Below are 14,139 nucleotides of genomic sequence, written 5' to 3' on the forward strand. Positions count from 1 at the left end.
CTGAGGCATATTGGAACCATGTCCGACGCCTCGCTCTGGACCGCCCTCGCCGATCCCCACCGGCGGGCCATCGTCGCCCTGCTCCTGGAGCGGCCCCGGCCCGTCGGCGAGATAGGGGAGGCCTGCGGTCTGAGCCAGCCCAGCACGTCGAAGCATCTGCGGGTGCTGCGGGACGCGGGACTGGTCCGGGTACGACAGGACGCGCAGCGCCGCGTCTACGCCCTCGACCCCGCCCCGATCGCCGCACTCGACGCCTGGCTCGCCCCCTACCGCGAGCTGTGGAACCGCAGCCTCGACAGGCTGGGCCGGCGCCTCGACGAGACGTCGGACGACGATGCCCGGAACCCCGTCCCGAAGGACTGATCCGAACATGTCCGTCGATCTCACCGGCACCTATCTCACCCTCGAAGACGGCCGCCCCGCCGTCCGTTTCAGCCGCGTCTACGACCAACCGCTCGACCGCGTCTGGCAGTTCGTGACCGACCCCGACGAACTCGCCCAGTGGTTCCCCTCACGCGCCGAGTTCGAGCTGCGCCCCGGCGGCACGGTCACCTTCAGCGGCGACCCGAACATGCCGGAGTCGACCGGCAAGGTCATCGCCGTCGACCCGCCCCGGCACCTCTCCTTCGAATGGGGCGGCGACGAGCTGCACTTCGACCTGGAGGAGGTCGAGGAGAAGCGCACCCGCTTCACCCTCACCAACGTCCTGAGCGCCGAGGACACCGCGTCCAGGAACGGGGCCGGGTGGGAGGTGTGCCTGGCCGCGCTGGACGCGAAGGCCCGCGGCGAGCGCGCCGAGGGACCTCATGCGGGCGCCGGGGCGCCCTGGAAGGAGTTCTACGACGGCTACTTGGCGGCCGGGATTCCCTCGGGCGCCCCCGTACCCGGCCTGGACTGACTCGTGCCGGGCTTGGACGGACCTGTCCCCGGCCCGGACTGGCCCGTCACGCCATCTGCCGCCGGACCAGCTCGTGCAGCCGGCCGCCCGTATCCGCCAACAGCTGGGCGGGCGGGCCCTGTTGGGCGACCTTGCCGTCCTCCATGACGACCACGCGGTCGGCGTCCAGGACGGTCGACAGGCGGTGCGCGATGACGATCCGGGTCGCCTTGAGGGCCTTGGTGCTCTCGATCACCGTGCGCTGGGTCTCGTTGTCCAGGGCGCTGGTCGCCTCGTCGAAGAACAGGATGCGCGGCCGGCGGATCAACGCCTGCGCGATCATGAGGCGTTGACGCTGGCCGCCCGAGACCGCGCCGCTGCCCGCGACGATGGTGTGCAGGCCCATCGGCATGCGCTTGATGTCCTCGGCGAGCCCCGCCATCTCGGCCGCCGCCATCGCCTCCTCCGGCGTGAACGGCTCGGTGCCGCAGATGACGTCCAGGATGGATCCGGTGAACGGCTGCGCGTGCTGGAGCACCACCCCGCACTGCCGCCGTACCGCCGACTGGTCGAGGGCGCCCAGGTCCTGGCCGTCGTAGAGGACGCTGCCGGAGACCGGTTTGTCGAAGCCGATGAGGAGGCGCAGCAGGGTGGACTTGCCGCAGCCGCTGGGGCCGACGATCGCCACGAACTCGCCCGCGCGCACCTCGAACGACACGTCGTCGAGGACGAGGGGGCCGTCGTCGGCGTAGCGGAAGGACAGGCGGCGGGCCTCGATCGCGCCGGACAGCCGGCCGGGGCGGGTGCTCGCGGTGCGGACCTCCGGGGCGGCGTCCAGGACCGGCCTGATCTCCTCGAACAGCGGCAGTGCGGAGACCACCGAGACGAAGGCGCCGGTCAGGCTGGTGACGGAGGTCAGGACCATCGTCACCGAGGTGTTGAAGGTGAGGAAGGCCGCGGCCGACATCGAGCCGCGTGCCGGGCCCGCGAGCAGCATGAACATCAGCAGGGTGCAGACGGGCAGGTACACCGCGCCCATCACCGTGGTGAGGTTCTTGATCCGGCCGACCTTCTGCTGGAGTTCACGGCTGCGCGCGAACTCGGAGGCCCAGGCCGCGTAGGCGTAGTTCTCGGCCGCCGCGACCCGCAACTTCGGCAGTCCGCGCAGGGTTTGGAACGCCTGGTTGTTCAGCTTGTTGTTGAGCACGACCAGTCTGCGCTGCCAGCGCACCTGCCACAGACCGAGGCCCAGGAACACGGCCGCGATCACCACGAGCATGCCGATCGCCGCGAGCGCCATCGAGGGGCTGTACCAGAACAGCAGCCCCAGGTTCATCACGCCGACCGTCACCGACTGCGCGACCACGGGACCAACTCCCGCCAGCAGACGGCGGATCGAGCTGATGCCCATCGCCGCGCTCGCCAGCTCGCCCGTCGAGCGTTCGGTGAAGAACTTCGTCGGCAGCCTCAACAGGCGGTCCCAGACGGCCGGTTGGAGCGTGGCCTCGATCCGGCCCTCCAGGCGGAGCATGGTGAGGTTCTCCAGCAGCATGAAGGCCGCCGCCACCACGCTCGTCACCATCACGGCCAGACACACCTGCACGATCAGGCCGGTCTGCGCCTTCGGCACGAACTCGCCGAGCACCTTGCCCGTCGCGATCGGCACCAGCGCCCCGATCGCGACCGTCACCAGCCCGCTGACCAGCAGGTTGGAGAGGTCGCTCCCGGTGCCCTGCATGCTGAAGCGCAGCAGCCTCAGCGGGCCGAGGCGGCGCTCGGGCAGCGGGCGGTAGAACATCACCGCGCGCGGCTCGAACTCCTCCGCGTTCGCCTTCTCGATCGGCGTCTCGCGGCCGGTCGCCGGATGTACGGCGACGTAGCCGCCGCGCCGCCACAACAGGGCGACCGGCGCGCCGGACAACGCCCGATGGCCCACCAGCGGACCGACGTTGTCCCGCCACCAGCGCCCGTCGAGCCGCACGGCCCGTACCCGGACCCGGGACGCCAGGGCGATCCGCTCGACCGGGTCCAGACGGTCGCTCTCGCTGCCGCTCTGCGCGGGTTCGGCGAGGGTGATGCCGGCCGCCTCGGCGACCAACCTGCAGGCCGCGTACGACGCGTCGGCATCGGCGGCCGTCGTGCGCCGCGCCGACGACTTGCCGATCGACGCGAGCAGCGTCCGGTCGGCCTGGGCACGGACCGCCTCACCGGCCTTGATACCGGCGGCGGTTCGGGTCTCGTGGGTGCGCTCCAGCTGCTCGATCCATTTGTCCAGCGTGGACAGCAGCCGGTACTGCTGGTCGACCATGCTCTGCCAGACACCGGGGTCCATCAGCAGATCGGCCGCCGCCTCCGCGCCGTACATCGACCCGTACTGCACACTGCCCGGGGGCACTTGCATCCAGAAGACGTCGTCGTCCGTGAGCGCGGCGGCCCGTTCGCCGGCCATCGGCGCCTGGAAGAGGATGGAGAGTCCGCGGCCGACGCCGAGGGCGAGGGCGTATTCGAGCGGGCTCGAAGTCGGGGGTACGTACTGGGGGTTGCCGTACTCGTCGTACGACCAGGTCTGGGTGTTCGCGGGCTGGTACAGCTCGCGCAGGTTGATGCGGTGCACCACGCAGTCCCGCAACGGGCGTGCCACCAGCGTGTGTTGGGGCCCGGCGACCGGGCCGAGCAGCAGTGAACCCGCCTCCAGCCGGCCGAGGTGGTGCCAGTGCCCCTGCCGTACGGCGTCCACCGCGAAGAGGTCGATGGCGCCCGACGCGACCAGCCACAGCACCTGCGGGCCTTCGAGGTCGAGGCGGTTGAATCCGGTGCAGTCGATCGGCATGCCCAGGGATCCCAGTGCGCCGAGGACCAGGTCGCCTTCGTGAACGGACGTCATCTCACCGCTCCTTGACCAGCGTGGCGTACGCGCCGCCGGCCGCCACCAGGGCGTCGTGCCGCCCGCGTTCCACGATCGTGCCGTGTTCGAGGACGACGATCTCGTCGCTGTCGCGCACCGTGCTGAGCCGGTGCGCGATCACCACGCAGGCGCAGCCGCGCTTGCGGAGGTTGTCCATGACGACCAGCTCGGTCTCCGCGTCCAGGGCGCTCGTCACCTCGTCGAGCACGAGGATGCTGGGCCTGCGCACCAACGCCCGTGCGATCTCCAGGCGTTGACGCTGACCGCCGGAGAAGTTGCGCCCGTCCTGCTCGACCCGGCTGTGGATGCCGCCGGGCCGCCGCATGACGACGTCGTACAGGGCGGCGTCCCGCAGCGCGTCCGTCACCGCTTCGTCCGGGACCGACGGGTCCCACAGCGCCACGTTGTCGCGGACCGAGCCCTCGAAGAGGAACACGTCCTGGTCGACGAAGGAGACGGAGGCGGCGAGCGCGCCGCGCGGGATGTCCTCCAGCCGGTGGTCGTCGATACGGATCACGCCCTCCCAGGGCGCGTAGAGACCCGAAATGAGCCTGGACACCGTCGACTTGCCGCTGCCGGAGCCGCCGACCAGCGCCACCTGCTGGCCCGGGCCGACCGTGAGCGAGAAGCCGGTGAGGAGGGGCTTGTCGAGGGGGCTGTAGCCGAAGGTGATGTTCTCCAGCTCGACGTGTCCCTGCAGCCGGCGGGTCGAATCGGCGCCGCCCGCACGGGAGTAGAGGGGATCCGCCTGGAAGTTCTCGACGTCCTTGAGGCGGGCCACGTCGGCCGTGAAGTCCTGGATGCGGCCCGCGACGCCGTTGAGCCGGGTGATCGGCGCGGTGAAGCGGGTGACCAGTGCCTGGAAGGCGACCAACAGGCCGACGGAGATGTGCCCTTCGACGGCCCGCATGCCGCCGATCCACAGGATCAGCGCGCTGTTGAGGGAGGCCAGCGTGGGCGCGACCACGCCCAGCCAGGCGCTCGGCACCCCGAGTCGCTGCTGTTCCTCCAGGGTGGTGGCGTGCTGTCCGGCCCACTTGCGGAAGTAGCCGTCCTCGCCGCCGGTCGCCTTCATCGTCTCGATCAACTGGAGCCCGGTGTAAGCGGTGTTGGTGAGCCGGGCGGAGTCGGCGCGCAGTTTCGCGGTACGGGTCGCGCGCAGCCGGATGACGACCCGCATCGCCACCACGTTCAGCAGCGCGACACCTATGCCCACGTACGTGAGTTGGGGGTCGTAGGTGTAGAGGAGCACCGCGTAGAGCACCACGACCACCGCGTCCACGCCCGCCGCCGAGAGATCGCGGGCCAGGGTCTCCGCGACGGAGTCGTTCGACTGGAGGCGCTGCACCAGGTCGGCCGGGCTGCGCTGGGAGAAGAACGTCACCGGCAGCCGCAGCAGATGGCGCAGGAAGCGGGCGCTGGAGAGCGTGGAGGAGATGATGCGGCCGTGCAGCAGGTTCGCCTGTTGCAGCCAGGTGAGCACCAGGGTGAGCAGCACGCAGGTCCCCATGGACGCGAACAGCACGCCCAGCAGGGAGGTTTGACCACCTATCAGGAACATGTCGATGTAGGTCCGGCTGAGCGCGGGCATCGCCGCGCCGACCAGGACCAGCAGCAGGCTGGAGAGGACGGCGGCGGGCATCGTGCCCGCGGTGCCGCGCAGCCGGGCGGGCATCGCGCCCAGGACACCCGGCTTGCGCCCGCCCTTCTCGAAACCCTCGCCCGGCTCCATGACCAGCACGACTCCGGTGAAACTGGAGTCGAAGTCCTCCATGGGCACGAACCGGCGGCCCTTGCCAGGGTCGTTGATGTACACCCCGCGCCGGCCGAAGCGGCGGCCCATGCCGTCGTAGACGACGTAGTGGTTGAACTCCCAGAACAGGACGGCCGGGGACCGCACTTCGGCGAGGGCGGCGGTGTCCATCTGCATGCCCTTGGCCGTGAGGCCGTAACTGCGCGCCGCCTTCAGCAAGTTGCTGGCGCGCGAGCCGTCGCGGGAGACACCGCAGGCGATGCGCAGTTCCTCCAGCGGGATGTGGCGGCCGTAGAAGCCGAGGACCATCGCGAGAGAGGCGGCGCCGCACTCCACGGCCTCCATCTGGAGGACGGTGGGCGAACGGACCGTCTTCGCACGGCCCTTGGGTACTGGGCGCTTCGGCGGCGCGGAACGGCGCCGGGAACGGGTGTCCTGTGCGGGGCTCACGGCAGCAGCCAATCGAGGGGACGCTGATCGGCCAGCCTGATCGAGGCCGAGGCCATGGTCATGGAAGTGAGCGCGAACGGCGGCCCGTCGGCGGACGACCACTTGTAACCGCTCTTCGTGCGCGCCGACTTGTCGAGCTTCACCAGCACGGCCACCGGCCTGCCCTTCTTGGTGAACTGCTCGCCGAGCTGGCTGTCCCCGAGGAACGCGGCGATCTGCTGCGCCGACTGGGCGGACCGGTCCACCGCCTTCACCTGGCCGCGCAGCACGCCGTACGTCTGTGTCGGCACGGACGACACGGTCAGGTCGACGGCGGCGTTCGCGGGAATGGAGGCCGCGTTCTCGGCGGGGACGTACACCGTCGCGTAGAGCGGGTCGGTGGCGTGCGCGACCTTCTCCACGGCGGCGACGTTCGCGCCGGTCTGGATGATCTGGCCGATGGTGGCGGCGAGCGCGGTGATCCGGCCCGCGGCGACCGTGCGCACGACGGAGTCGCCGTCGGCCGTACGGACCTGCAGGACAGGGGAGTTGGCCGGCAGCCGTTCGCCCTCCTGGGCGACGACGGCGGTGACCTGGCCTGCGACCGGGCTCTGCAGGATGTAACTGCCCTCCCCGTGCGTGAGGATGGCGGACGCCCCGACCGTGGAGGCCACGGAGCCGGTCACCGCCCACACGGAGGCGGCGGCCACGACGACCACCGTCACACAGAGCACGAGCCAGCCCTGCGGACGCGCGAAGCGCACCGGAAGATCGAGCTCTTCGGGCGACTGGAGCTTGGCGAGGGCCTGTTGGCGGAACTGCACGAATTTCCCTCACCTAGGGGAGAGATCTTTTACGGCAACCGAGAGTCCCGGAGCCGGGAAACGGCTCCGGGACTGGTGGAACAAGGCGCGATCAGAGACCGGCGACCAGGCCCGTGACCGGGGCCACGCTCAGGCCGGTGGTGCCCTCGACCGTGCCGATGACCGAGTCGGCCAGGCCGGAGACCGGGACAACGCCGTCGACCAGGCCGGTGACGGTGCCGAGGGCGTTCAGGGACAGACCGCCGGAGACGTTGTCGAGCTCGGCGTCGGAGATCTCAACGGTCTCGACCTGGGGGGTGGAGTTCATGGGGGAACTTCCCTTCATATGGATATTCACAAGGGGGGAGCGGCCCCCTCTGGGGACAGACGACGGCCGCGACCGCAGGCGCCGGGCGCCGTTTCCGGAGCCCTCGTGGCTCCTGCGGTGCGATGGATCAAAGCACGCTGCGGACGGGCGCAGCCAATCAAACTCCCGTCCCACCAGGGCACTTGAGCCCCAGGGGGCGCGAACCGTGCAGGCGTGGGCACGAGGTGTCGGCGAGTTCTTCACAGGCTGCACGGCATCGCTCCGCAGGAGGGCTTGCGGCGCCGAAGCGGAATCGGGCACTCCCCACCAAAGGCGTTTCCGGGGGCGTGTGCATGTGCAGATCCGTCGGATCCGGTGACTTCGTTGGGTACGCGCTGTGCAGATTCCCTGAAGCCAGGATTCCGCCGACCGTTCTCGACGGACCGTTACTGGTCGATCGCTTTCCGTTCCGGTCCGGGAGTGAGTCAACTGGGCTCGCACACGCGGCGGTTCGGGCGGCCACCGATTCGATCAAGACATCCGGCCGCTCGGCGGACACCGGACGCGGAGGCCCCGCCACGCCGTGGGCACAGGCCCGCAGCCGCCTCGTATCCCTACCAGGTCGGCGCTTGGACATGGCCGATTCGCGTTTTCGCAAAGGAAGTTGAGAAACGGAATTGAACACCTCACGTGACACGTGCGTATCAACGGGCATCCAGGCGCCCCCATAAGCCGCCACCCCCGGCGGCGCAGACCCCGGTCCCCAGGAGGTCGAGAAGTTTGAGTCACAAGCGAATTCCGAAGCGCAAGGCCGCGATAGCCGTCGGCGGTGTCGCTGCACTCGGAGCGGCGGCGATCCTGCTGCCGAACGCCAACGCGTCCCAGGACAACTCGGCAGGCGCCGCCACCCCCAAGACCCTCAAGGCGACGGGCGCCTCGGACCTCTCCTCGCAGATCGCCGGACTGCTGGGCGACGCTTTCGCCGGGTCCTACTACGACAGCGCCACCCAGCAGCTCGTCGTCAACGTGGTCTCCGGCGACAACAACAACGTCGTCGTACAGGCGGAGAAGGCCGGCGCCAAGGTGCGCGAGGTGCAGAACAGCACCGCCGAACTCACCGCCGCCGCCAAGGTGTTGAAGACCAAGGCCACCGTCCCCGGCACGGCCTGGTCGGTCGACCCGAAGACCAACAAGATCCAGGTCCTCGCCGACAGCACCGTCACCGGTTCCAACTGGGACACCGTGCTCTCGACGGTCAAGAGCCTCGGCACCGACATGGCCACCGTCAAGAAGACCGCCGGCTCCTTCAAGACCCTGGTGTCGGGCGGCGACGCCATCTTCGCCCAGACCGACCAGGGCGGCGTCCGCTGCTCCCTCGGCTTCAATGTCACCGCGAGCGACGGCACCCCCGCCTTCCTGACCGCCGGGCACTGCGGTGTCGCGGCGAAGCAGTGGTCGGACTCGCAGGACGGCCAGCCGATCGCAACGGTCGACCAGGCCACCTTCCCCGGCAACGACTTCTCCCTGGTGAAGTACGACGACCCGGCCACCCAGACCACGAGCGACGTCAACGTGGGCAACGGCCAGACCGTCCAGATCACCCAGGCCGAGGACGCCACGGTCGGCACGCAGGTCTTCCGGATGGGCTCCACCACCGGTCTGCACGACGGCACGGTCACCGGACTCGACGCGACCGTCAACTTCCAGAGCGAGACCGACCCCAACGGTGTCGACACCGTCAACGGCCTCATCCAGACGGACGTCTGCGCCGAGGCGGGTGACAGCGGCGGCTCCCTCTTCACCCAGGACGGCGGCGCGGTCGGCCTCACCTCCGGCGGCAGCGGCGACTGCACCAGCGGCGGCGAGACCTTCTTCCAGCCGGTCACCGCCGCGCTCACGGCGACCGGGGCCACCCTCGGCGACGCGGGTGCCGGTGCGGGCGCGGGTGCGGGCGACACCGCCACGGCGGACCCGTCGGCGACCGCGGCCGACCCGTCGGCCACTGACGGAACCGGCGACCAGTCCGGAGCTGTCGACCCGTCGGCCACCGACGGAACCGGCGACCAGTCCGGAGCTGTCGACCCGTCCGCCACCGACGGAACCGGCGACCAGTCCGGTGCCGTCGACCCGTCCGCCACCGACGGGACGGGCACCGGATCCGACGACGGTTCCTCGCTCACCTCAAGCCACTGACCGACCCCTTCCAGAGTTTCAGGTCGGCGGTGGATCGGTCCGGCCCTCCGGCGGGAGGGCCGGACCGCCCTGCGTGTACGTCAGTCGGGGCCCGGCTCCCGGGCCCGCAGCAGAAGCAGCGCCACGTCGTCGATCCGCTCCGGCGCCGAGGCGCTGTGCCGCACGAGTTCGTCGGCGATCTCCTCCAACGGCAGGTCCCCGGCCGCGGCGAGGCGCTGTCCCAGTTCGGCGAGGGCGTCCTCGATGTCGACGCCGGGGGACTCGATGAGCCCGTCGGTGTAGAGCGCGAGGACCGAACCGGGTGCGAGATTCACCTCCGTCGTCGGATAGGTCGCGTCGGCGTCGATGCCCAGCAACGGACCACCGGCCAGGTCGAGCACCCGCACCCGCCCGTCCGGACGGCGCAGCAACGGCGGCGGATGACCGGCACGCGCCATCACGGCCGTACCGCGCGCGGGATCCAGCCGTAGATACAGACAGCTCGCGAACAGCTCCACGCCCAGGTCGATCAGCAGCCGGTTGGTGCTGCGCATGACCTCCTCCGGGGCCTGGCCGACCGTCGTGTACGCGCGGACGGCCGTCCGGATCTGCCCCATCAGCCCGGCCGCGGTCACGTTGTGGCCCTGGACGTCGCCGATTACCGCTGCCGGACCCGAGGTGGTCACCAGGTCGTAGAAGTCGCCGCCGATCTCCATGCCCTGGGTGGCCGGCAGATAGCGGGCGGCGGCCTCGATGCCCGGCAGCGGCGGCAGCGAGTGCGGCAGCAGCGCAGCCTGCAGCCCGTGCGCCAGCTGGTGTTTCGCGTCGTAGAGCAGCGCACGCTCCAGCGCCTGCGCGATCAGCCCGCCCAGACTCGTCAGCACCGCGCGCTCGTCCGCGGGGAAGACATGCGGCTCGGCATACGCCAGCACACAGGTGCCGACCGGCCGCCCGGACGCCACCAGCGGCAGATACGCCCAGGCCGCGAACCCGTCGGGGGTGGTGTTCCGGCTCGGATACAGCCGCTCCAGGTCCTGCCGCGAATCGAAGAACGCGGGCACTCCGCTGTTCAGCGCGGCCGTCCCCGGCGTCGACTCGGTCAGCGCCATTCCGTCGAAGCGCTCCACCACATGCGGATAGGGATAGCCGCGGTGCCCCAGCACATGCAGCCGCCCGCCCCGCGAACCGAGCACCACCAGCGCCTGACTGCCCACGGCCGGCGCGACCTCGTCCGCGATCAGCTGCACCACGTCCTCCACCCCGACCGCCTCGGTGAGCGCCCCCGCCAGACTCAGCACCTGGGAGATGGTCACAAGGCGCGAGGGCCCCTCGTCCGGCCGCGGCGCCGCCCGGCCGAGCTCCGTCACCGCCCGCGCCCGGCTGATCCGCACACTCAGCCCGGTCGTGCTCGGATACATCCGGAACGACAGCCACTCGCCCGGCGGACGCAACGCCACGAACGACGTGACCTGCTGACTGAGCAGCGCGGCCCGGTAACGGTCCTCGTACACCGGGTCGTTGAGCCAGGGCACCGCCGCCCACAACTGGGTGCCCAGCAGACTGCTCACCGACATCCCGAGCAGCTCCCCGGCCGCCGCGTTCGCGAAGCCCACCCGCCCATGCAGATCCAGCGAACACAGCCCGTACGGCAGCCGGGCCACCATTCGCGCCGCCTCGACCGTGCCCAGCGTCCCGGCCACACTCGTCGCGGGCCCCGTCGCCAGCAGAGCGGGCTCCGCCCGCGCCGGACGGCGCTCCTCCATCGCCCGCTCCAGCCGCACCGCGAGCCGGGCACAGGCGCTGGTCAGCTGCTCGCGGTCCCGCTCGGACAGCACCGGCGGATGCGAACCGGGCCAGGTCACGAAGACCGAGCCGTAGACCGCGGACCCGGTGGCCACCGGCACCGCCGCCAGCGCGAAGGGATACGGCAGCACGACCGCGATCCGCGGATAGCGGCGGGCCATGTCCTCCTCGCCGCCGACCCAGATCAGCCGCCGCTCGCGCACCGCCTCGGCCACCGGGATCGGCGCGCTCAGCCCCACCCGCTCCCACGGCGCGGCGAACGCCCGGGGCAGACCCGCCATCACCGCCATCTCCAGCACCGGTTCGTCGGGCGTCAGCAGATAGACCGCGCCCGAGTGCGCGTGGACGGCGTCCATCATCGCGGCCAGCGCGAGCGACAGCATCGGCCGGCCGACCGGCTCCTGTCCGGACACCTGCCGGGACAACTGCCCGTCGGACACGCCGACCACCTCCTCGCCCGGCCGTGCCGTTTCGGGGCTCAGGGTCAGGCTCCACCCTGCGGGCCCGACGCGCACGGCGAGCGGTGCCGGGGGCAAGGCACTGAGGGCGCGGCACTGAGGGCCATCCGGTCCCTCATCTCCACGGAACGGTCACAGGGGCTGCGTAGTCGGCGCATAAGCGCTGTAATTGCGGACGTGGTCAGTGAGGGCGCTGAGGGACGCAGAGCGAGAACGCTGCGGGCCGAACTTGCCCTCAAAACGCTCACCACCGATCTCGACTCCCGCGAACGGCTGCGCCGGGTCCTCGAACAGGCCCTCGTCTTCGCCGGTGCGACCTTCGCTGGGGTGTACACGTCCGGTGAGGCCGACCTGCTGTGCCTGGTCGAGTCGGTCGGTGTGCCGCGCACGCTGTACGGACTGCGCGACGGCTATCCGGCGTCCGGGGGAGCACCGGTCGCCGAGGTGCGCCGGACCGGGCACCCGGTGTGGCTCGATCCCGGGGAACTGGCCGCCGGCTGCGACTCGCGACGGCTGCCGACCGGGGAGTTCCATCTGGCGGCCCTGCCCGTGCGCGGCGGCGGCTGTCTGCTCGCGGTGAGCGAGCACCCGGCCGGGTTCGACACCGACGACCGCGCCTGCCTCACGCTGGTCGCCGAGGCGGTCGCGATCCCGGTCCCGGACGAGGCGGTGGCGGGCGAGGAACTGCCCGCGGGCTCCTTCGACCTGGCCATGGACACCGGACGGGTCGAGGTCGGCGGCGACATCCTCACGCTGTTCGGGCTCGGCCCGGACGACTTCGACGGCAAGGTCGAGACCCTCCTCGGACTGACCGTGCCCGAGGACCTGCCCTCGCTGATGTCCGTCGTCGAGGCCGACCACATGGCCATCGGCGACCGCGAGCTGGAGTTCCGGGTCCTGCAGCCCTCGGGACCGCCGAAGTGGCTGCGGCTGCGCGGTCGGCTCCTGCCCGGCGGCGACGGCCGCCCGGCCCGTCTCGTCGGCACCGTCGGCGACGCCTCCCAGCTGCGCTCCGGCGTCAACGACGTGGCCCGCGTCCAGCGCCTGGCCGCCGCCCTCGCCATGGCCGGCACGGTCCGTGACGTCAGCCAGGCCGTGGTCGCCGCCCTGCGTAAACCGCTGCGCGCCGACCGGATCGCGCTCGCCGAACTGGAGGGCGACCGGCTCGTGGTCACCGTCCTCGACCCGCCCGAACCGGAGTCCTGGCCCGAGCTGTGGCGCCAGGAGTGGCGCAGCGAATGGCCCGACGCGCCCGTCCGCACCATGCCCACCCTCGCCGCCGCCCTGCGCGAGGGCCGCGCCGCGATCTGGCCCGCCGGCACCGACCTGGAACCCGCCCTCGCCGAGGTCGGACCGGGCGGCCTCGCCGTGCTGCCGCTGTCGGCCGGCGGCCGGGTGTCCGGGGCCTGTCTGATCGGCTGGGACACCCCGCACGTCTTCGGCCCCGACGAACGCGCCCTGCTCACCGCCTCCGCGGGCCTCGCCGGCCAGGCTTTGATGCGCGCCCACGCCTTCGACGCCGAGCACGAACTCGTCGGCATGCTCCAACGCCAGCTGCTGCCGCGCCGGCTGCCGAAACTGCCCGGCGGGGTCGCCGTCGCCCGCTATCTGCCGACCACGGCCGGTCTTGAGGTCGGCGGCGACTGGTACGACGTGATCCCGCTGCCCGACAACCACGTGGCCCTCGTCATCGGCGACGTCCAGGGCCACAACGCGGGCGCCGCCACCCTCATGGGCCAGATGCGCACCGCGCTGCGCGCCTACGCCGTCGAGGGACACCCGCCCGACGTGGTTGTCTCGCACGCCAACCGGCTCCTCATCGACCTGGAGACCGACCTCTTCGCCACCTGCTGCTATGTCGACGTCGACATGGAGGAGGGCTCCGCCTGGTACGTGCGGGCCGGTCATCTGCCGCCCGTCCTGCGCCACCCGGACGGCGGCACCGAGATCCCCGATCTGGACGGCGGCCCACCGCTCGGCGTGGTCACCCAGGCCGAGTTCCCGATGAGCCCGCTGCGGCTCCAGCCCGGCACGGTCATCGCGCTGACCACCGACGGCCTGGTGGAGTCCAAGGAGGCCGACATCGACGAGGGACTCGACCGGCTCGCCCACGGCCTCGCCGTCTCCGACCCCGCTCACCTGGGCCTCGTCGCCGACGCCCTGCTCGGCAACGCCCGCCGCGACGACGACGTGGCCCTGCTCCTCATGCGCTACGACGGCCTCGCCACCCGCCCCCGGCGCGAGAACTGGACGGTGTGGCGCGTCCCCGAGGCGGCCCGGCACGCACGCCGCTTCACCAAGCGCACCCTGCGCGTCTGGGACGTCACCGAGGAGGTCGACACCATCCTCCTCGTCGTCTCCGAGCTGGTCACCAACGCCCTGGTGCACACCGACGGCCCGGTCCGCCTCGACCTCACCCTCGTCAACCACCGGTTCCGCGTCGCCGTCGCCGACTCCTCGCCGCGCACCCCGGTCAAACCGACCAGCATCGGCTGGGAGGCCACCGGAGGCCGCGGGATCCTCCTCGTCGAAGCCGTGTCGGCGGCCTGGGGCACGGTGCCGGTGAGCGGCGGCAAACAGGTGTGGGCCGAGATCGCGCTCGACCGGTAGACGGCCGCACGGGTGCCCGTCG

9 protein-coding genes are annotated in these 14,139 nt (G+C 71.4%); 4 read left to right on the top strand and 5 right to left on the bottom strand.

Going from position 1 to position 14,139, the window contains the following annotated elements:
- Positions 1-18 precede the first annotated feature (18 nt).
- Positions 19-363, top strand: a complete 345-nt coding sequence (locus OH768_RS49030) for an ArsR/SmtB family transcription factor (protein ID WP_406463675.1) — start codon at positions 19-21, stop codon at positions 361-363.
- 7 nt (positions 364-370) lie between these two features.
- Positions 371-898 carry an SRPBCC family protein gene (locus tag OH768_RS49035; RefSeq protein ID WP_406463676.1) on the top strand — a complete coding sequence of 176 codons (528 nt, stop codon included), beginning with the start codon at positions 371-373 and terminating at the stop codon, positions 896-898.
- Between the two features lie 46 nt (positions 899-944).
- Here the strand turns inward: OH768_RS49035 and OH768_RS49040 are convergent, their stop codons facing one another.
- The 4 genes from OH768_RS49040 to OH768_RS49055 form a co-directional block, all read right to left on the bottom strand.
- Entirely contained in the window at positions 945-3,761 is a 2,817-nt protein-coding gene (locus OH768_RS49040; RefSeq protein WP_406463677.1) for an NHLP bacteriocin export ABC transporter permease/ATPase subunit, read from the bottom strand.
- 1 nt (position 3,762) lies between these two features.
- The gene (locus tag OH768_RS49045; protein WP_406463679.1) at positions 3,763-5,985 is read right to left on the bottom strand and encodes an NHLP family bacteriocin export ABC transporter peptidase/permease/ATPase subunit; all 2,223 of its coding nucleotides are present in this window, start codon (positions 5,983-5,985) and stop codon (positions 3,763-3,765) included.
- Positions 5,982-6,788 carry an HlyD family efflux transporter periplasmic adaptor subunit gene (locus OH768_RS49050; RefSeq protein ID WP_406463680.1) on the bottom strand — a complete coding sequence of 269 codons (807 nt, stop codon included), beginning with the start codon at positions 6,786-6,788 and terminating at the stop codon, positions 5,982-5,984. Before OH768_RS49050 ends, OH768_RS49045 begins: the two co-directional genes overlap by 4 nt.
- A gap of 91 nt (positions 6,789-6,879) precedes the next feature.
- A complete protein-coding gene (locus OH768_RS49055) occupies positions 6,880-7,095 on the bottom strand; it encodes a type A2 lantipeptide (protein WP_406463682.1) in 216 nt (71 codons plus the stop codon).
- Positions 7,096-7,854: 759 nt separating this feature from the next.
- Here OH768_RS49055 and OH768_RS49060 point away from each other — a divergent pair.
- On the top strand, positions 7,855-9,267 hold the full coding sequence (locus tag OH768_RS49060; RefSeq protein WP_406463684.1) for a S1 family peptidase: 1,413 nt from the start codon (positions 7,855-7,857) through the stop codon (positions 9,265-9,267).
- Between the two features lie 80 nt (positions 9,268-9,347).
- Here the strand turns inward: OH768_RS49060 and OH768_RS49065 are convergent, their stop codons facing one another.
- The gene (locus OH768_RS49065) at positions 9,348-11,498 is read right to left on the bottom strand and encodes a SpoIIE family protein phosphatase (RefSeq protein ID WP_406465747.1); all 2,151 of its coding nucleotides are present in this window, start codon (positions 11,496-11,498) and stop codon (positions 9,348-9,350) included.
- 186 nt (positions 11,499-11,684) lie between these two features.
- Between OH768_RS49065 and OH768_RS49070 the strand changes: the two genes are divergently transcribed.
- Positions 11,685-14,117 carry a SpoIIE family protein phosphatase gene (locus OH768_RS49070; protein ID WP_406463686.1) on the top strand — a complete coding sequence of 811 codons (2,433 nt, stop codon included), beginning with the start codon at positions 11,685-11,687 and terminating at the stop codon, positions 14,115-14,117.
- The last annotated feature ends 22 nt before the right edge of the window (positions 14,118-14,139 follow it).

The sequence above is a fragment of the Streptomyces sp. NBC_01622 genome, from assembly GCF_045209635.1.
In the GTDB taxonomy this organism is placed as follows: domain Bacteria; phylum Actinomycetota; class Actinomycetes; order Streptomycetales; family Streptomycetaceae; genus Streptomyces.

Excerpts from the sequence above, each read along its gene's own strand:
- OH768_RS49030 (WP_406463675.1), top strand. The coding sequence starts at position 19 with ATGTCCGACGCCTCGCTCTGGACCGCCCTCGCCGATCCCCACCGGCGG.
- OH768_RS49035 (WP_406463676.1), top strand. The coding sequence starts at position 371 with ATGTCCGTCGATCTCACCGGCACCTATCTCACCCTCGAAGACGGCCGC.
- OH768_RS49040 (WP_406463677.1), bottom strand. The coding sequence starts at position 3,761 with ATGACGTCCGTTCACGAAGGCGACCTGGTCCTCGGCGCACTGGGATCC.
- OH768_RS49055 (WP_406463682.1), bottom strand. The coding sequence starts at position 7,095 with ATGAACTCCACCCCCCAGGTCGAGACCGTTGAGATCTCCGACGCCGAG.